16 protein-coding genes and 1 tRNA gene are annotated in these 19826 nt (G+C 38.4%); 6 read left to right on the top strand and 11 right to left on the bottom strand.

The window, feature by feature from the left end:
- Nucleotides 1-13: 13 nt before the first annotated feature.
- The 6 genes from D1816_RS10755 to D1816_RS26085 form a co-directional block, all read right to left on the bottom strand.
- The gene (locus D1816_RS10755; protein ID WP_118502788.1) at nt 14-730 is read right to left on the bottom strand and encodes a hypothetical protein; all 717 of its coding nucleotides are present in this window, start codon (nt 728-730) and stop codon (nt 14-16) included.
- Nucleotides 731-760: 30 nt separating this feature from the next.
- A complete protein-coding gene (locus D1816_RS26105) occupies nt 761-982 on the bottom strand; it encodes a hypothetical protein (RefSeq protein WP_240338691.1) in 222 nt (73 codons plus the stop codon).
- Complete coding sequence (locus D1816_RS26100; RefSeq protein ID WP_240338690.1) at nt 979-4701, bottom strand: hypothetical protein; 3723 nt, start codon at nt 4699-4701, stop codon at nt 979-981. Before D1816_RS26100 ends, D1816_RS26105 begins: the two co-directional genes overlap by 4 nt.
- Before the next feature lie 84 nt (nt 4702-4785).
- Entirely contained in the window at nt 4786-5187 is a 402-nt protein-coding gene (locus D1816_RS26095) for a hypothetical protein (protein WP_240338689.1), read from the bottom strand.
- 57 nt (nt 5188-5244) lie between these two features.
- The gene (locus D1816_RS26090; protein WP_240338688.1) at nt 5245-6105 is read right to left on the bottom strand and encodes a hypothetical protein; all 861 of its coding nucleotides are present in this window, start codon (nt 6103-6105) and stop codon (nt 5245-5247) included.
- A gap of 57 nt (nt 6106-6162) precedes the next feature.
- Nucleotides 6163-7638, bottom strand: coding sequence for a hypothetical protein (locus D1816_RS26085; RefSeq protein WP_240338687.1), 1476 nt, complete (start codon nt 7636-7638; stop codon nt 6163-6165).
- Nucleotides 7639-8460: 822 nt separating this feature from the next.
- On the opposite strand from D1816_RS26085, the gene D1816_RS10720 reads away from it, so the two are divergent.
- Nucleotides 8461-8533, top strand: a tRNA-Gly gene (locus D1816_RS10720).
- Nucleotides 8534-9080: 547 nt separating this feature from the next.
- On the opposite strand, the gene D1816_RS10710 is transcribed toward D1816_RS10720, so the two are convergent.
- The 5 genes from D1816_RS10710 to pepE all read right to left on the bottom strand — a co-directional run bounded on the left by D1816_RS10710 (nt 9081) and on the right by pepE (nt 14667).
- Nucleotides 9081-9713 (bottom strand): class I SAM-dependent methyltransferase, encoded by a 633-nt coding sequence (locus tag D1816_RS10710; protein WP_158597746.1) that lies wholly within the window; start codon nt 9711-9713, stop codon nt 9081-9083.
- A 50-nt stretch (nt 9714-9763) separates the two neighbouring features.
- On the bottom strand, nt 9764-10867 hold the full coding sequence (locus tag D1816_RS10705; RefSeq protein ID WP_118502781.1) for a glycosyltransferase family 2 protein: 1104 nt from the start codon (nt 10865-10867) through the stop codon (nt 9764-9766).
- A gap of 26 nt (nt 10868-10893) precedes the next feature.
- Nucleotides 10894-12858 (bottom strand): tetratricopeptide repeat protein, encoded by a 1965-nt coding sequence (locus tag D1816_RS10700; RefSeq protein ID WP_118502779.1) that lies wholly within the window; start codon nt 12856-12858, stop codon nt 10894-10896.
- A 178-nt stretch (nt 12859-13036) separates the two neighbouring features.
- Nucleotides 13037-13951 carry a glutaminase gene (locus D1816_RS10695; protein ID WP_118502777.1) on the bottom strand — a complete coding sequence of 305 codons (915 nt, stop codon included), beginning with the start codon at nt 13949-13951 and terminating at the stop codon, nt 13037-13039.
- 8 nt (nt 13952-13959) lie between these two features.
- Nucleotides 13960-14667, bottom strand: a complete 708-nt coding sequence (pepE, locus tag D1816_RS10690; protein WP_118502775.1) for a dipeptidase PepE — start codon at nt 14665-14667, stop codon at nt 13960-13962.
- Nucleotides 14668-14766: 99 nt separating this feature from the next.
- On the opposite strand from pepE, the gene D1816_RS10685 reads away from it, so the two are divergent.
- From D1816_RS10685 to D1816_RS10665, 5 genes are all read left to right on the top strand, one after another.
- Nucleotides 14767-15558 (top strand): hypothetical protein, encoded by a 792-nt coding sequence (locus tag D1816_RS10685; protein ID WP_118502773.1) that lies wholly within the window; start codon nt 14767-14769, stop codon nt 15556-15558.
- A 78-nt stretch (nt 15559-15636) separates the two neighbouring features.
- Nucleotides 15637-16389, top strand: a complete 753-nt coding sequence (locus tag D1816_RS10680; RefSeq protein ID WP_066312684.1) for a hypothetical protein — start codon at nt 15637-15639, stop codon at nt 16387-16389.
- A 104-nt stretch (nt 16390-16493) separates the two neighbouring features.
- On the top strand, nt 16494-17000 hold the full coding sequence (locus D1816_RS10675) for a DUF6702 family protein (RefSeq protein WP_118502771.1): 507 nt from the start codon (nt 16494-16496) through the stop codon (nt 16998-17000).
- 64 nt (nt 17001-17064) lie between these two features.
- Nucleotides 17065-19380, top strand: coding sequence for a M1 family metallopeptidase (locus D1816_RS10670; RefSeq protein WP_066312679.1), 2316 nt, complete (start codon nt 17065-17067; stop codon nt 19378-19380).
- 89 nt (nt 19381-19469) lie between these two features.
- Complete coding sequence (locus tag D1816_RS10665; protein WP_066312743.1) at nt 19470-19763, top strand: twin-arginine translocase TatA/TatE family subunit; 294 nt, start codon at nt 19470-19472, stop codon at nt 19761-19763.
- Nucleotides 19764-19826: the final 63 nt, after the last annotated feature.

The raw sequence follows: 19826 nt of genomic DNA, 5'->3' as shown, positions 1-19826 counted from the left end.
TACAATATTTTTATTACCTAACCACGAAAACTACATTGATTAATGTATTATCACTTGTAGGAGTGCCGACAATTCGATAAGTTAATATACCAGTATCTGAAAGACTTATAATGTTAAATACACTCGAATCAGCAAAGGTTACATAATAGTCAAGTTCTGCAGCAGTATAAATAGGAATATTATTTGGAGCACTAGTGCTTTTTGCTGTTTGATAATTTACAGTTACACCATTAATAACTGTTGAATTTTGAGTTAAATCATATTGGTTGGCATACTGTTGATACAGATTAATAGTTTCATTAGTAGTCGATATTGTTGAAGCATCAATTTCAATAGAAGGTGGGTAGAAGACACGTCCAGCTTTGGAAGTTATTGGAGTTATTGCCTCGACCACATCTTGTAAGGTTGCATCAACAGTTGCATCCCCATCTACATCTATAATATCGGCTGCATTTACAGCACCGTCACCATTTAAATCTATTGACGAAGCAATTGTATTAACTTCAGCAGCGGTTTGGTCATCTGTAAAAGGTATCCATGCTGTTCCATCATAATAGTAAATGATACGCTCATCTGTACTGTATGCCATGAAACCCTGTAAAGCTGTGGTAACGGCAGTGATTTGAGCAGTAGTTCCTTGTGGAAGTCCCGATACAGGGGTAGCTCCAGCAGGAAGCACTTGTGCTGCTACGATATATGGAAAGAGAAAAGATAAAATTAATAACCTCATTATTATTTATTTAAATTTTATTAGTCGAGTTTAAAAATCCTCAACGGTAAAGTACCAATCTCTATCGATTGTATATAAGAATACATTACTTGCATACAACTGAATTGTAAAGCTACTAGTAGTTTGATTAGTAACCTGAGCAGTTGTTTGAAGAATTGTAGAATTAAATACGGTTACATGAACTGTATAGTCCGCTGTTGTTCTAGGTGTTGATAATGTAACAGTATAGTTACCTGTACCAGCATTTTTCACAACAGTGGCTCCTTGAATTCTAATAGCATTACCATTTGCTGCAACTTTACCAAATGCTCTAATAAATGCATCTCCAGTAGCTCCAGTTGCTCCTGTTTGTCCTGTTGCTCCTGTTTGTCCAGTGGCTCCAGTTTGACCTGTTGCACCAGTAGCACCTGTTTGCCCAGTGGCTCCTGTTTGACCTGTTGCTCCAGTTTGTCCTGTCGCTCCGGTAGCTCCTGTTTGTCCTGTTGCTCCGGTTTGTCCTGTTGCACCAGTAGCTCCTGTTTGCCCAGTGGCACCTGTTTGTCCTGTTGCTCCGGTAGCTCCTGTTTGACCTGTTGCTCCGGTTTGTCCTGTTGCACCAGTAGCTCCTGTTTGCCCAGTGGCTCCAGTTTGTCCTGTTGCACCAGTAGCACCTGTTTGTCCAGTGGCTCCAGTTTGACCTGTTGCTCCGGTAGCTCCAGTAGCTCCGGTTTGTCCTGTAGCTCCTGTTTGACCAGTGGCTCCTGTTTGACCTGTTGCTCCGGTAGCTCCGGTTTGTCCTGTAGCACCTGTTTGCCCAGTGGCTCCAGTTTGTCCTGTTGCACCAGTAGCACCTGTTTGTCCAGTGGCTCCAGTTTGACCTGTTGCTCCGGTAGCTCCAGTAGCTCCGGTTTGTCCTGTAGCTCCTGTTTGACCAGTGGCTCCTGTTTGACCTGTTGCTCCGGTAGCTCCGGTTTGTCCTGTAGCACCTGTTTGCCCAGTGGCTCCAGTTTGTCCTGTTGCACCAGTAGCACCTGTTTGTCCAGTGGCTCCAGTTTGACCTGTTGCTCCGGTAGCTCCAGTAGCTCCGGTTTGTCCTGTAGCTCCTGTTTGACCAGTGGCTCCTGTTTGACCTGTTGCTCCGGTAGCTCCGGTTTGTCCTGTAGCTCCTGTTTGCCCAGTGGCTCCAGTAGCTCCAGTTTGTCCTGTTGCACCAGTAGCTCCTGTTTGTCCAGTGGCTCCAGTTTGTCCTGTTGCTCCAGTAGCTCCTGTTTGACCTGTTGCTCCTGTTTGTCCTGTTGCACCTGTTTGTCCTGTTGCTCCAGTTTGTCCTGTTGCACCAGTAGCTCCAGTTTGACCTGTTGCTCCAGTGGCTCCTGTTTGTCCTGTTGCACCAGTAGCACCTGTTTGTCCAGTGGCTCCAGTTTGTCCTGTTGCTCCAGTTTGACCTGTTGCTCCTGTTTGTCCTGTTGCTCCTGTTTGTCCTGTTGCACCAGTAGCTCCTGTTTGCCCAGTGGCTCCTGTTTGACCTGTTGCTCCGGTAGCTCCTGTTTGTCCAGTGGCTCCAGTTTGTCCTGTTGCACCAGTAGCACCTGTTTGCCCAGTGGCTCCTGTTTGACCTGTTGCTCCGGTAGCTCCTGTTTGTCCAGTGGCTCCAGTTTGACCTGTTGCTCCAGTGGCTCCTGTTTGTCCTGTTGCACCTGTTTGTCCAGTGGCTCCAGTTTGTCCTGTTGCTCCTGTTGCTCCAGTAGCTCCAGTTTGTCCTGTTGCTCCAGTTTGTCCTGTTGCTCCGGTAGCTCCTGTTTGTCCAGTGGCTCCTGTTTGTCCTGTTGCTCCAGTAGCTCCTGTTTGCCCAGTGGCTCCTGTTTGTCCAGTGGCTCCAGTTTGTCCTGTTGCTCCAGTAGCTCCTGTTTGACCAGTGGCTCCTGTTTGTCCTGTTGCTCCAGTTTGTCCTGTTGCTCCGGTAGCTCCTGTTTGTCCAGTGGCTCCTGTTTGTCCTGTTGCTCCAGTAGCTCCTGTTTGCCCAGTGGCTCCTGTTTGACCTGTTGCTCCGGTAGCTCCTGTTTGTCCAGTGGCTCCAGTTTGTCCTGTTGCTCCAGTAGCTCCTGTTTGACCAGTGGCTCCTGTTTGTCCTGTTGCTCCAGTTTGTCCTGTTGCACCAGTAGCTCCTGTTTGACCTGTCGCTCCGGTAGCTCCAGTTTGTCCTGTTGCACCAGTAGCACCTGTTTGTCCTGTTGCACCAGTGGCTCCAGTTTGTCCTGTTGCTCCAGTAGCTCCTGTTTGACCAGTGGCTCCTGTTTGTCCTGTTGCTCCAGTTTGTCCTGTTGCACCAGTAGCACCTGTTTGTCCAGTGGCTCCAGTTTGACCTGTTGCTCCGGTAGCTCCAGTTTGTCCTGTTGCTCCAGTAGCTCCTGTTTGTCCTGTTGCACCAGTAGCACCTGTTTGTCCAGTGGCTCCAGTTTGACCTGTTGCTCCGGTAGCTCCAGTTTGTCCTGTTGCTCCAGTAGCTCCAGTTTGTCCTGTTGCTCCTGTTTGTCCTGTTGCTCCAGTTTGTCCTGTCGCTCCAGTTTGTCCTGTCGCTCCGGTAGCTCCTGTTTGTCCTGTTGCTCCGGTTTGTCCTGTTGCACCTGTTTGACCAGTAGCTCCAGTTTGTCCTGTTGCTCCTGTTGCTCCTGTTTGTCCTGTTGCACCTGTTTGCCCAGTGGCTCCAGTTGCACCAGTAGCACCTGTTTGTCCAGTGGCTCCTGTTTGACCTGTTGCTCCGGTAGCTCCTGTTTGACCTGTTGCTCCGGTTTGTCCTGTTGCTCCAGTTTGCCCTGTTGCTCCGGTAGCTCCGGTTTGTCCTGTTGCACCAGTAGCTCCTGTTTGTCCAGTGGCTCCTGTTTGTCCAGTGGCTCCAGTTTGTCCAGTGGCTCCAGTTTGTCCTGTTGCACCAGTAGCTCCAGTTTGCCCAGTGGCTCCTGTTTGTCCTGTTGCTCCAGTAGCTCCTGTTTGACCAGTGGCTCCTGTTTGTCCTGTTGCTCCAGTTTGTCCTGTTGCACCAGTAGCACCTGTTTGCCCAGTGGCTCCTGTTTGACCTGTTGCTCCGGTAGCTCCTGTTTGTCCAGTGGCTCCAGTTTGTCCTGTTGCTCCAGTAGCTCCAGTTTGCCCAGTGGCTCCTGTTTGTCCTGTTGCACCAGTAGCTCCTGTTTGTCCTGTTGCTCCAGTTTGACCTGTTGCTCCGGTAGCTCCTGTTTGTCCTGTTGCTCCAGTAGCTCCTGTTTGACCAGTGGCTCCTGTTTGTCCTGTTGCTCCAGTTTGTCCTGTTGCACCAGTGGCTCCTGTTTGCCCAGTGGCTCCTGTTTGTCCTGTTGCACCAGTAGCACCTGTTTGTCCAGTGGCTCCAGTTTGTCCTGTTGCACCAGTTTGACCTGTTGCACCAGTAGCTCCTGTTTGTCCTGTTGCTCCAGTTTGACCTGTTGCTCCTGTTTGTCCTGTTGCTCCAGTTTGTCCTGTTGCACCAGTAGCTCCTGTTTGCCCAGTGGCTCCTGTTTGTCCTGTTGCACCAGTAGCACCTGTTTGTCCAGTGGCTCCAGTTTGACCTGTTGCACCAGTAGCTCCTGTTTGACCTGTTTGACCTGTTGCTCCTGTTTGTCCTGTTGCTCCAGTTTGTCCTGTTGCTCCAGTTTGTCCTGTTGCTCCGGTAGCACCTGTTTGTCCAGTGGCTCCGGTAGCTCCTGTTTGACCTGTTGCACCAGTAACTCCTGTTTGACCTGTTGCTCCAGTTTGTCCTGTTGCTCCGGTAGCTCCAGTTTGTCCTGTTGCACCAGTAGCTCCTGTTGCTCCGGTAGCTCCAGTTTGACCTGTTGCTCCGGTTTGTCCTGTTGCACCAGTAGCACCTGTTTGTCCAGTGGCTCCGGTTTGTCCAGTGGCTCCAGTTTGACCTGTTGCTCCAGTTTGTCCTGTTGCTCCGGTAGCTCCTGTTTGTCCAGTGGCTCCAGTTTGTCCTGTTGCACCAGTAGCACCAGTTTGTCCTGTTGCTCCAGTAGCTCCTGTTTGCCCAGTGGCTCCAGTTTGTCCTGTTGCTCCGGTTTGTCCTGTTACACCAGTAGCACCTGTTTGTCCAGTGGCTCCGGTTTGACCTGTTGCACCAGTAGCTCCTGTTTGTCCAGTGGCTCCAGTTTGCCCTGTTGCTCCGGTAGCTCCTGTTTGTCCAGTGGCTCCAGTTTGTCCTGTTGCTCCGGTAGCTCCTGTTTGTCCTGTTGCACCTGTTTGCCCAGTGGCTCCAGTTTGCCCTGTTGCTCCGGTAGCTCCTGTTTGACCTGTTGCTCCTGTTTGACCTGTTGCTCCGGTTTGTCCTGTTGCTCCGGTTTGTCCTGTTTGTCCAGTGGCTCCAGTTTGTCCTGTTGCTCCGGTAGCTCCTGTTTGACCTGTTGCTCCGGTTTGTCCAGTGGCTCCAGTTTGTCCTGTTGCACCAGTAGTTCCTGTTTGTCCTGTTGCACCAGTAGCTCCGGTTTGTCCAGTGGCTCCTGTTTGACCTGTTGCTCCGGTTTGTCCTGTTACACCAGTAGCACCTGTTTGTCCAGTGGCTCCAGTTTGTCCTGTTGCACCAGTAGCTCCTGTTTGTCCAGTGGCACCAGTTTGACCTGTTGCTCCGGTTTGTCCTGTTGCACCAGTAGCTCCTGTTTGACCTGTTGCTCCGGTAGCTCCAGTTTGTCCTGTTGCACCAGTTTGTCCTGTTGCACCAGTAGCTCCTGTTTGCCCAGTGGCTCCGGTTTGTCCTGTTGCACCAGTAGCTCCGGTTTGTCCTGTTGCACCAGTAGCTCCTGTTTGTCCAGTAGCTCCGGTTTGTCCTGTTGCACCAGTAGCTCCTGTTTGCCCAGTGGCTCCAGTTTGTCCTGTTGCACCAGTAGCTCCGGTTTGTCCTGTTGCACCAGTAGCTCCTGTTTGCCCAGTGGCTCCAGTTTGTCCTGTTGCACCAGTAGCTCCTGTTTGCCCAGTGGTTCCAGTTTGTCCTGTTGCTCCGGTAGCACCTGTTTGTCCAGTGGCTCCAGTTTGTCCTGTTTGACCTGTTGCTCCGGTAGCTCCAGTTTGTCCTGTTGCACCAGTAGCTCCTGTTTGCCCAGTGGCTCCGGTTTGTCCTGTTGCACCAGTAGCTCCGGTTTGTCCAGTAGCTCCGGTTTGTCCTGTTGCACCAGTAGCTCCGGTTTGTCCAGTAGCTCCTGTCTGTCCAGTGGCTCCGGTAGCTCCTGTTTGACCTGTTGCTCCTGTTTGACCTGTTGCTCCGGTTTGTCCTGTTTGTCCAGTGGCTCCTGTTTGTCCTGTTGCTCCGGTAGCTCCTGTTTGACCTGTTGCACCAGTTTGTCCAGTGGCTCCAGTTTGTCCTGTTGCACCAGTAGTTCCTGTTTGTCCTGTTGCACCAGTAGCTCCGGTTTGTCCAGTGGCTCCTGTTTGACCTGTTGCTCCGGTTTGTCCTGTTACACCAGTAGCACCTGTTTGTCCAGTGGCTCCAGTTTGTCCTGTTGCACCAGTAGCTCCTGTTTGTCCAGTGGCACCAGTTTGACCTGTTGCTCCGGTTTGTCCTGTTGCACCAGTAGCTCCTGTTTGACCTGTTGCTCCGGTAGCTCCAGTTTGTCCGGTAGCTCCAGTTTGTCCTGTTGCACCAGTAGCTCCTGTTTGCCCAGTGGCTCCAGTTTGTCCTGTTGCTCCGGTAGCTCCTGTTTGTCCAGTGGCTCCAGTTTGTCCTGTTGCTCCGGTAGCACCTGTTTGTCCAGTGGCTCCAGTTTGTCCTGTTTGACCTGTTGCTCCGGTAGCTCCAGTTTGTCCTGTTGCACCAGTAGCTCCTGTTTGCCCAGTGGCTCCGGTTTGTCCTGTTGCACCAGTAGCTCCTGTTTGCCCAGTGGCTCCAGTTTGTCCTGTTGCTCCGGTAGCACCTGTTTGTCCAGTGGCTCCAGTTTGTCCTGTTTGACCTGTTGCTCCGGTAGCACCTGTTTGTCCAGTGGCTCCAGTTTGTCCTGTTTGACCTGTTGCTCCGGTAGCACCTGTTTGTCCAGTGGCTCCAGTTTGTCCTGTTGCACCAGTAGCTCCTGTTTGCCCAGTGGCTCCAGTTTGTCCTGTTGCACCAGTAGCTCCTGTTTGCCCAGTGGCTCCAGTTTGTCCTGTTGCTCCTGTTTGCCCAGTGGCTCCTGTTTGCCCAGTGGCTCCGGTTTGTCCTGTTTGTCCAGTGGCTCCAGTTTGTCCTGTTGCACCAGTAGCTCCTGTTTGCCCAGTGGCTCCAGTTTGTCCTGTTGCTCCTGTTTGCCCAGTGGCTCCAGTTTGTCCTGTTGCTCCTGTTTGCCCAGTGGCTCCAGTTTGTCCTGTTGCTCCGGTAGCACCTGTTTGTCCAGTGGCTCCAGTTTGTCCTGTTTGACCTGTTGCTCCGGTAGCACCTGTTTGTCCAGTGGCTCCAGTTTGTCCTGTTGCACCAGTAGCTCCTGTTTGCCCAGTGGCTCCAGTTTGTCCTGTTGCACCAGTAGCTCCTGTTTGCCCAGTGGCTCCAGTTTGTCCTGTTGCTCCTGTTTGCCCAGTGGCTCCTGTTTGCCCAGTGGCTCCGGTTTGTCCTGTTTGTCCAGTGGCTCCAGTTTGTCCTGTTGCACCAGTAGCTCCTGTTTGCCCAGTGGCTCCAGTTTGTCCTGTTGCACCAGTAGCTCCTGTTTGCCCAGTGGCTCCAGTTTGTCCTGTTGCTCCTGTTTGCCCAGTGGCTCCGGTTTGTCCTGTTTGACCTGTTGCTCCAGTTTGTCCTGTTGCTCCGGTAGCTCCTGTTTGTCCAGTGGCTCCAGTTTGTCCTGTTGCTCCGGTAGCACCTGTTTGTCCTGTTGCTCCTGTTTGACCTGTTGCACCAGTAGCTCCGGTTTGCCCTGTTGCTCCTGTTTGTCCTGTTGCTCCAGTTTGTCCTGTTGCTCCGGTAGCACCAAAAGTAGTAGTACTTCCGTCTTCGGCTCTATACGTATATGTTCCGTCTGAGTTTAGGGTAAGTGTAGATATTGTTTCGTTAATACTTCCACCACCGTTCGAGAGGGATATAGTATTACCTGTTTTTGTTAATGTTTGTATTAATGAGGATAAATCGACTTGATTGCCGTTTTGAATGGATAATATATTAGTGGAAGATTCAAAATTTAATTGTTGATTATCATCTCCATTACAAAGACTTGTCCAACTATTATTTCGGTATTGGAAAATACAATTATCATCAGTATTATATACCAAACCACCATTCAGAGGAGTGATATTATTCATCTGAGCCGTGGTAACTCTTGTTAGTACAAGGACTCTATCGGTACTTTCTAATTCAAGAATAGATGCATTATCTATCTGATTAGGGTTGTCACCAACCTTTACCTGAGCATGTAGGTTAACAAAAGATAAAAATAAAAATAATCCAAGTAATTTTATTTTCATATTTGGGGTAATTTCTTAATATTAATACAAGGCCTTATTTTAATTACGGTAAAACCATAATAATGCTTTTAAGCAAAAGAAAAAGTTCTCCCTAATTTTAATTAAAGATAAACCTTTATGCAATATATTAATATTTCTTTAACTACAAAAATACACCTTTTTTTCGATTAACAACTATTTTTCACGATAAAAAGCATATTTTTATTTTTATTTCTAGTGAAATATAGTATAGATTGATTAGGTTTAATCTGACTTTATTGTGTTTATTTGAAAATAATTTTATGTATTATTGATTGTTTTTTTAAAAAAATCTAATACATTTGTCGCCGTTAAAAGCGGGAGTAGCTCAGTTGGTAGAGCGTCAGCCTTCCAAGCTGAATGTCGCCGGTTCGAACCCGGTCTCCCGCTCAAAAGCCTTATCTATATAGATAAGGCTTTTTTGTATCGTGTAGATTTATATGTTTTCTAATATTTTTGATTTAATTTTTTGTTAATAGATGTGACTTAAGATATTATAAATGAGTTAAATTAATTAGTTTTTGAAAACAAATAATTTTGAAGCTATTATTCTAAAAGGCATTAAGATAACTATAGTAAAAGCGGTTGAAACTAAATAATTGAGATTAAGATTTAATCCTATATTGTAAATTATATTAGCACAAGTATAGAAGAATAATATAAATGCTATAAATCTAATTAATTTATAAGTATTGTGATTAGTTTTAAAAAGATATCGCAATTGGACTACATACAAAAAAATATAGTTAATTCCATAAATAATTATAAATGATAAGGTTTCTTTGATGTTGAAGCCATTCACTAGAATTATTAAACCAATAAAAACAAATCCATAACTGAGAATACTGATAAAAACATATCTTAGTGCAAGTTCTCTATTTTCTTTACCTAGTATCTTATCAATTTTAAACATAATGCAAGAAGTCTTAACGTGTTTTTATGTTTGTGATTTCTTTGCTAATACTATTGTCCAAGGTATAGGTGATTCTACTGCAATAACTTTTCCGAATTTTTTTTCTACTAGTTTAATTAATGATTTTTTTGACCAATGATTTAAGTGGCCTGGTGTATTTCCAAAACTTTTTAAATATTTAAATCTGCACATATTCAAAAAACGCCACAGAGGTTCTCTTGGTACTCCAATTATGAGATATTCTTTTGAAACTCTCTTTATTTCTTTTAGGGCAATTTCAGGATAATCTAAATGTTCTAAAACTTCTAATAGAAATACCATTTCTATACTTGAATCATTATTTTTTAATTCATAAACACTTTCTTGAAAAATATCTAGGTCAGGATTATTTTCTTTTGCTTTTAACACGAGTTCTTCAACGTACTCTGAGGCAGTTAAATTAGAAATCATTTTATTTAATCTAATTGTGGATCTGCCTTCACCACAACCTATTTCATGGGCAGAAGTTACATTGTTTATTTTTCTTAAAAGTTTCTGGACTGAATTGAAGTAGTTGTTTACTAGGTGTTTAGATATAAAATTTTCATCTGTATATTTACCAGAGAAATCTTCAGTTTCTGGAGTTGCTTTAAGTTTTGAATGATCTATTTTTTTCAAAATAATTCTTTTTTTTGGATGTAAAACTAATTTCAATTAATATAAATAAACTATTGAGATAAACGTTCATTGTCTTGTATATCCATCCACATTGCGAAAAGAAATGATTGAAACCCAGAAATAGTAAGAAAAATAAAAATGATTAAATAGTCGGTTGGGGTTTTAGAGTTTGGGTTGAAAAAATTAATTAAGAGGTGGTAAAGGAAATACATATTAACAGTTCCAATAATAAATGAGACCCAATATAATAAGAATAAGGGGTGGAAACTTCTGTATAAATATTTTATTTTAAGACGTTTAAAAAAACATCGAATTAATAGAAATAGAATAGGGAATGTAACTTTAATCACACTTAATTTTGATTGTTCGCCAACTCCATATACAGGTTTTATTTTTACTTCTCTAATCGTACAAAAGGCAATATTTAACTTAACCAATACATCATTAGGCATTCCGTATCTTTTATAAATATCGTAAAGTGGGATAGAATTAATAGCGTTATTTGACATTGCGGTATAACCACTTTGCGTATCAGATATTCCCCAATATCCTGAGACAATTTTGGTTAATATACTTAAAATTGAGTTTCCGAAAAAACGAATTCTCGGTATGATTACCCAGGCACTTTTATGAATTAGTCTATTTCCTTTTACATAGTCAATATCTTCTTCTACTACAGGAGTACAAATCGAATTAAGCTCATTAGGGTCCATTTGTCCATCACCATTCATAACGACAGAACAATCAATATCATGATCTTTACACCATTTGTATCCAGTTGCAACTGCAGCTCCAACACCACCATTTTTTTTATGTTTAATGAGAATGATTTTCTCTTGATCAGGATTCTGGTTGAGAATCTCAATAGGGGTAAATTTCTTTACCTCCTCGACATTCTTTTGATGTACTTCTATATCGGCTTGGTTGTAGATAGTAGGGGATATAGTTTTTTTTAAGTTAGATGTTAGTTTTAAAGGGGAGGAATTGTCTTTTTTTAAATATTCTAAAACAACATCTACTGTATTGTCTTTAGAGACATCATCAATAACAATGATGCGATCTACAAAATCAGGCATACTGTCAATCACCATGGATATTTGTGTACCTTCATTATAACATGGTATTACTACGGCAATTGTTTTATTATTCAGCATTTTTTGATTTTTTTAAATTATAAAGTTTAGTCGATGTTATCATTAGCCCATTTAAGATTGTTTTTAGCAAGTTTGTAATTTGGATCTATTTCCAATGCTTTTTTACAGGCCTTTGCTCCAAGTCTCCATTGTTTCATTTGATTATATGAAGAACAAATGTTGTTATATGCAGCTATATTTTTGGGATCTATTTTTAGTAATTCTTTACATGTGGTAATTGCTAATTCAAAATTTTTCGTTTCATAATATTTTAGACTCAAATTAATATAATTATCAGGTGTAGGATCTTTTTTAATCTTATTAACTAATGCTTTAATTTCTTCTTCGGGACTAATAATTTTTTTTGAAACAATTTTTAATAATTTTTTTGATGCAATATGATTTGGACTTTTGGTTAGCGCTTTTTTTAATAATTTTTGTGATTGCTTGTATTTTTTTTGTTTTGAAAGATATCTTGCATAAAAATATTCTGGGGCAGGAGAGCTAGAATTCATAGCTATGGCCGATTTAAAATATTGTTCTGCTTTTACATAGTCTTTTTTTGCTCCATAAACTATTCCCAAATTTATGTGTAACGAATAATAATTTGGTGTTAATTGAAAGGCTTTGTTGAAATACTCCAGTGCTTCGTCATAATTTCCTTTTGACATTAGTGTTAATCCGTAATTCATCAGCCCTCTACCGTTTTTAGGACTTTTTAGCGTAACATCTTTCCATAACGTTTCATAACTATCCCAAACATTACTTCGTTGAACGGTTCCATAAGCATGACCAAAAAGTGTTATAATCACTAAGGTTGTAATGAAAGTAGAATAATATTTAAACTTTGTATGGAGAGTGTATTTTGTAGAAAGTATTAATACGCTCCATGGTACGGCTATAAAAAGACCAACAAAAGGGAAAAACATTCTGTGGTCATTTGCTATTTGGAACAATGGGTTTAGCGCCGTTGGAAGAAGTGCGATAAAGAACCAAGCTATCCCAAATGCAATAGGTCTCAATTCTTTTTTTAAGGCAGTTTTAAGCATTATAAAAATAAGACCAATTATTATTACAAGTCCTAATAATATTCTGAAATCATACCATGGTTTTATAATAGTTATATCAGGATCAGCACTTAAATTTATGGGTAAAACAAAACTCCCTAAGTAATGGGCTGTTACAAAAAATTGAGTACTTATGTATTCAAATTTTGTAATTGTAAAATTGGTTGATACTGTTGCTGAAGGTGTTAAATAATACTGATTGAATATAAATAAACCAAAGGCAATAAGTCCTGTCGGTGCAATTTTTTTAATAATGCGAATTAGCTTTTCCTTTTTGTTTATTTTAAAGTCATCAATAAGTGAATTTTCTTCAAATAAAATTACGTAACAGAAAAGTATAGGGAAAAACATAACTCCTGTTTGTTTTGTCCATATACCAATGACCATGGTTATCAAATAAAGATGCCATTTTTTTCCAATTGGATTAATGTAAAGAAGTAATGAGGCTACAACGCATAATGTAGTAAAAGAATCTGATCTTGCACATATATAGTTAATTGTTTCTGCATTAGCTGCGTGAAGTGAGAACCAAGCAGTAGTAAATAGAGCAGTAATACCTATCCAGCTACTATTGGGTTTAGATAATTTATATAGTTTTTTTGATAACTTAAATACTAAAATGATTAGAACAAGAAACCAAAAAAATATATGATAATGATAATAATTAGAATAAAGACCTCCGCCTATACTATAATCTATTGCATTCATTAGTGTGATCATAGGTCTGTATGATCTATTGGCTGGTAATGAACTAAATGTATCGGCATTTGTGAAAAAACTGGGCCAATTCTTTAAGTTTGTTATAGACTCGTTGTTAGTTATAGTGTGAGTGTCATCGAAAAAAAAAGGATTATCAAAATGGTTTAAATAAACAAAAAAAGTAATAACTAATATAGAAACTAATACGAAATATTCATTTCTTTTTGTTAGAGGAGTTCTAATCATTTTTACCTTAATTGTTTTAACTTTTTTAATTTATTGTATGTAATTAAACTTTCAAAGTAATATTACTTTTTTAATTTAAGAATAATCAAATATAAATATTTTAAAAGTATGGAAATACACTTAATATTGGGAAAATCAAGTTTAAGTGGGTAAAAAACTTTAGTTTTTTCATTAATAATTAAAAAATCGAATACCCAGTTAATGTAGTTAATCGTTCAAGAGCAAACATTCCTAATTCTGAATTTCCTTTGGGGTTTAAAATGGGGCTCCAAACCGTTACAGCATATTGCCCTGGATGTATAGCTGTAATACCACCTCCAACGCCACTTTTGCCAGGTAATCCAACTCTAAAGCTAAATTCCCCGGCCTCATCATAAAAACCACATGTTTGCATTATTGCGTTAATACGTTTTATTTTTTGAGGATCAAGTATTTGGTCATTTGTAGATAATTTTTTGCCTCCGTTAGCATAGATCATAAAGGCTTTGGCTAATTCTTCACAAGACATCTCTATTGCACATTGATAAATGTAAAAATCTAATACAGTTTCAATATCATTTTTAATATTGCCAAAAGATTTCATTAAATTTAATAAAGCTGCATTACGATGGCTATATGCTTTTTCAGAATTGAATACTGCAGGATTAATGCCTATGCTCTGTTCTCCTGTTAGTTTATGTATAAATTCTAAAAATTGTTTTTTTGGATTTGCTAATTTAGATATTAACATGTCAGAAATAACTAATGCACCCGCATTAATAAATGGATTTCGAGGGATGCCATTTTCATATTCTAATTGTATTAAAGAATTAAAGGGATCTCCAGAAGGCTCCACATCTACTCTTTTAAATAATTCGTCACTATATAATGACATCGCAAGCGTTAAGGCAAATACTTTGGATATACTTTGGATAGAAAACCGTTCATTACTATCTCCAAAATAATAATGTCCCGAGTTAATACAATACAAATGTATTCCAAGTTTTTTAGGATCAATTTTTGCCAATTCAGGGATGTAAGTAGCTACTTTTCCTGTATGTTTTTTTGAAATTAATTCAAGTTGAATAGTATTAAGTATGTCTTGATATTGCACAATATGTCTTAATTTAACGTGGATAGCGAATTTCCAGAGTCTAGTTCGTATGGGGCTTTATTTTGTTCAAATATTCTTGCTGATAAATCACCTTCTAAAGTAATTTCTTCATCTCTTATTCTTAACCAGCTTCCTTCTCGTAAACCAACTACAGGTTGCGAATTTAAGTTATGAAATTCTTTTATTCGAGTTTCTCTTGTTTCACCTTTATGAGTAGAGTTTGGATCTGGATCCAAATAATGTGCATTTATATTAAAAGGAAAAATACCTAGTGTTTTAAAATTTGGAGGATAAGTAATAGGCATATCATTAGTCGTTTGCATTGTGAGACCACAAATATTACTGCCGGCACTAGTTCCTAGATAAGGAACGCCAGATAGGATAGCTTCTTTTAAAGGAGTTATAACATTGTTTCGATATAGTTGATCCACTAATAGAAAGGTGTTTCCACCACCAGTATAAATGCCTTGAACATTGTTAAAAGCATCTTGAGTTGATTTGAACATGTGAATGCTAACAATCTTCTTATTAATCTTTTTAAAGATATTATTGATTCCTATCGTATACTCATCATGTGAAATCCCTCCGGGTCTTGCATAAGGTATAAAAAGTATCTCATCAACATCAGAATATAACTCAATTAATGCATCTTTTAAATACGCTAATGGTTGACTTCCATGTATTGTAGAAGTGCTTGCTATAATACAATTTCTCATTGTTTTTTAAATAAAAGTAGTTTAACGTTTTCTTATATTGAAATCCTGAGTGAAGATAAAAAAATGTAGTATCTTAATCTTGAATTTATCTTAATTGTTATGAAAATAAAATTATCTATTTTTCTTGTTTGTTTTGTGTGTAGCCTTTCAATAGCTCAAATTACCTCTAGAGTAGTCATCGATGGAAAAGTAACTGTGCCTATAGGAGATAATGTCGAAGGTGTGGTTGTTTACAATAGAAGTACCAATCAAGGGACAATAACAAATAAAGAAGGTGTTTTTAAAATTAGTGCAGGAATTAGTGATAGAATTGAAGTAGTTGCAATGCAATTTCAGCATTTTATTGTATTAATCGATAAGGGTATTGTGGATACTAAGCGATTAAATATTTTTCTTAATGAAACAGTGACTCAATTAGAAGAAGTAGTTGTAACTCCATATGATTTGTTAGGAAATGTATCAGTTGATGTAAAAAAAATAGGTATTTCTGAAAGCGGTATTGGAAGAGTTGCAGAAGAAACCTCTAAGAGGATTAATGATGTTGAATACGATTTTAGACAAGACGAACTATCCACCCTTGAGAACACTGTTTTTTTAGAAGATAGAATGATTAATGGATTAAATTTTATTAATCTATTTAAATTGGCTTTTAATACTAAAAATAAATCTAAAAAAGAACTTGAAGAAAAAGATATTGATGTTCAAGTAAGAAATGTATATAATGATGATTTTTTTAAAAACTATCTGGCTTTAGAAATTCATCAAATCAATGATTTTATATTTTTTGCAGAAGATAATGGCTTAAATACTTCTTATTTTAAAACAGGAAAAGAACTTGATCTTCTTCAGTTTTTGGTGTATCAAAGTAAATTATACAAACAACGACAATAATAGTGTAATATCAAGATTGTTCGATCGTCCTTATAGTTGACCTTTACAGTTAATAAATACTATAGTAAGGATGATTATATGATTAGATTAGTACCATTTCTTTTTATACTAAGTACACTGCATACTTTCTGCCAATCAGAAACTTTAGAAGGTATGATTTTGGCAGATTCTCTACAAGGATATGCTATCAATATTGTAAATTTCACCAAAGAGATTGGAACAACAAATGATGAAAAAGGTTTTTTTAAAATTCCGGCATCACAAGGGGATTCTATAGTTTTCTCATCTGTGCAATATGAGACATTATCTCTTATTGTTGAGACAAAAAATTTAGGAAGAGAAAACAATAAGATTAGGTTGACGTCAAAGGTGCAACAATTAGAAAAAGTAAAAATTAGTAATATTGAACTCTCGGGTAATCTAAACAGTGATTCTAAAAACATAGAAATTCTTCCTTTTGTAGATAATAAAATATTAGGACTTCCATTTAGCGATAAGCCTCAACCTACATTAATTGAGAGAAGAATTTATACCGCAAGATCAGGAATACTTGAACTTCCCATTAATTATCTTAATGGCAAATTGAAAAAATTAAAACGAATTAAAGCGTTAGAAGATTTAGATAAGATAGTTTTGAAAGGAGAGCAAACATTTGATACTGTTTTTTTTATTGAAGAGGCAGGAATCCCCGAAGATTTAATATCTGATTTTATGTATTATTGTGCAGAAGATGATTATTTTAAAGACTTATTGGTAAATACAAAAAGACTTAGTCTTTTAGAGTTTTTTAAAGAAAAATCAATAGCATATAAAGCATATAAAAAAATATAAACAAATTTCTACACATGGCTTTTTTATTAGGTAATTAACTTTGGCATGATTTTTTGAATCAGATTCTTAAAATTAAGTACATTTATCACTTGCAAAGCAAAAAAATGAAGAAGACCATATTATTTTTTCTAATTCTGGGATCAATTACTCTAAGCTCTTATACAGTACATAAGTTTTATGTTAGTGTTACTCAGATAGAACACAATAAAGAACAGCAAACATTACAGATAATATCAAGGATTTTTATTGATGATATAGAAGATCTATTAAAAACTAGGTATGACGAATCTTTAACAATCGACACCACAAAGGATGATCCTAAGTTGGATGAATATTTAAAGAAATATCTTGATCAAAAAATAAAGATTAAAGTTAATGATAAAGATATAGCATTTAATTTCTTAGGGAAAGAATATGAAGATGATCTTATGATATGCTATTTGGAGGTTCAAAATATCAGTTCTTTAGAAGAAATTAATATTTCAAATGAAGTGTTAATGGATGTTTTTGAAGAACAACAAAATATAGTTCATGTAAAGAAAGAAAATCAACGTAAAAGCCTTATTTTAGAAAAAGGAAAAAGCGAGGGGCTGTTAAATTTTAGTGAATAAATCATTAAAACTTTAAAAAACAGTTATTTTGCAGTTTATTTTTAGTTAAAACAACACATCTCAAATGAAAAAAATCCTGTTTACCCTGTCAATGAGTATTTTCTTGTCAGGAACTATGGTGTATGCTCAGAATAATGAGCAATCTAAAAACACTCGTGAATTAGGTCACACTAATCAGAATAAATTTAAACAAATGTATGAGGAGTTTGCAACTCCAAATATGTATCGTACAGCTTCCGGAGCTCCTGGTTCTGCTTATTATCAACAACAAGCAGACTATAAGATGGATATCGAACTTGACGATAAAAATAAAAAGTTAAGTGGTAAAGAAACAATTACCTACACAAATAATTCTCCTGATCATTTAGAATTTTTATGGGTTCAGTTGGATCAAAATATGAGAGCAAAAGATTCTAAAACGCCATTGATTCAAGGTAGTGGTGTTAATCCAGCAAGTTCTCCAAAAGGTTTTTTTACTCAGTATCTTTCGGATCCATTTGATGGAGGCTTTAATATAACTGCAGTAAAAGATGCCAATGGTAAACCATTACAACATACAATCAATCGCACGATGATGCGAGTAGAAATGCCTAAAGATTTGGCTCCTGGGGGTAAATTCGTTTTTTCTATTGATTGGTGGTACAATATCAATGATCATGTAAATGGTAGAGGTAGATCTGGATATGAAGAATTTGCAGACGGTAACAGAGCTTATGTTATTGCTCAGTTTTACCCTCGTATGGCAGTATACAATGATGTAGAAGGATGGCAAAACCATCAATTTTGGGGTAGAGGAGAGTTTGCATTGCCATTTGGTAATTTTGAAGTAAATATTACTGTTCCTGCAGATCATATTTTAGATGGTACAGGAGTACTAGTAAATAGAAAAGAAGTATTCTCTAAGGATATGATGAGTCGCTATGAAAAAGCGAAGAAATCATATGATACACCTGTAATGATTGTTACTCAGGATGAAGCTGTAGCAAAAGAAAAAGTGTTTTCTGAAAAGAAAAAGACTTGGAGGCTTAATGCAGAGATGGTACGTGACTTTGGATTTGCAACTTCAAGAAGATTTTTATGGGATATGATGGCTGTTAAAATTGGAGATAGAGATGTAATGGCAGTATCAATGTACCCAAAAGAAGGAAATCCACTTTGGGAAGATTGGTCTACTAAAGTTGTAGCAAGTACCCTTAAATCCTATAGTCGTATGACATTTGATTACCCTTATCATAAGGCAATTTCTGTTCATGCTAAAAATCAGGGTATGGAGTATCCTATGATTTGTTGGAATTATGGAAGACCAGATGCTAATGGAGCATATAGTGATCGAACAAAATATGGAATGATGAGTGTTATTATTCATGAGGTTGGTCATAACTTTTTTCCAATGATTGTAAATAGTGACGAACGTCAATGGACATGGATGGATGAAGGTCTTAATACTTTTGTGCAATATGTAGCCGAACAAGATTTTGGAGAATGGTATCCAAAGGCATTAGGAAAGGATAAGGCATATCCGTCAAGACGTGGACCTGCTCAAAAAATTGTTCCGTATATGAGTGGAAACCAAAACCGTCTTTCTCCTATAATGACGCAGTCAAACAATATTCATCAATTTGGACCAAATGCATATGCTAAACCAGCTACAGGACTTAATATACTAAGAGAAACTGTAATGGGTAGAGAGCTATTTGATTATTCATTTAGAACCTATTCACAACGTTGGATGTTTAAACATCCAACGCCAGAGGATTTCTTTAGAACTATGGAAGATGCTTCTGCTGTTGATTTAGATTGGTTTTGGAGAGGATGGTTCTACACAACAGATTACACAGATATCGGTGTTAGTGATGTAAAGAAATTTGTAGTGTCAAAAGTACCAACACTTGAAGCGCAACAGTTTGCTGCCACAGATAGAAGTTTACGATTTGCTAACCCTTCAGATTTAGTGGTAATGGTAGAAGAAGGAAGTAAAGATTATACAAGAATTAAGGCTAATGACGGTATCATTGAAGATGCAAAAACATTAAAAGAATATTTAATGGATAACTTTTCTGCTGATGAAAGAGATAGAATGAAAAGTCCAAAATATTTTTATGAAATTACTTTTGAAAAACCAGGTGGACTAGTAATGCCCTTAATCGTTGAATATACATATGAAGATGGGACCTCAGAAACTGTAACGTATCCAGCTCAGATTTGGCGTAAAAATGATGCTACAGTTAAAAAGGCACTCGCATCAGAGAAAGCAATTTCTAAAATTGTAGTAGACCCTAAACAAGAAACGGCAGATATTGATACATCAAATAATAGCTGGCCTAAAGGAACACAAGTAGGTAAGTTTGAAAAATTCAAGAGTAAGGTTAAAGGTCAATAAACTAATAACCAAAAAAAAACATAAATATAGCCATCCCTGTATATAGGGATGGCTATTGTTTTATGGATATTGTATATATTTGTATTGTTATGATGACTTTACCTTTATTTATTAGCGGAACAGAAATAACTTTTATAGTTTTTATACTCGTAATGGTGTTTGGAGCGGATAAAATTCCTGAAATAGCACGTGGGTTAGGCAAAGGTATGAGGGTGATTAAAGATGCTACCAATGATATCAAGACAGAGATAACCAAAAGTGCAGAGAAACATGGTCTTGATACAGATATTACTTCTTCGATAACTACAGATATTAAAAAAGAAATAGACCAAGTTAAAGATGATATTAATGAAATTACTGGTCCAGTTAAAAGAAAGTTCTAAGGTGTACTATAGAACTACTTCATCGTTTTTTTTATAAACACTACTTCTCTATATTCTAAATTT

It is taken from the genome of Aquimarina sp. AD10 (assembly GCF_003443715.1).
Classification (GTDB): Bacteria; Bacteroidota; Bacteroidia; order Flavobacteriales; family Flavobacteriaceae; genus Aquimarina; species Aquimarina aggregata.
This window is presented reverse-complemented; position numbering and strand designations above follow the sequence as displayed.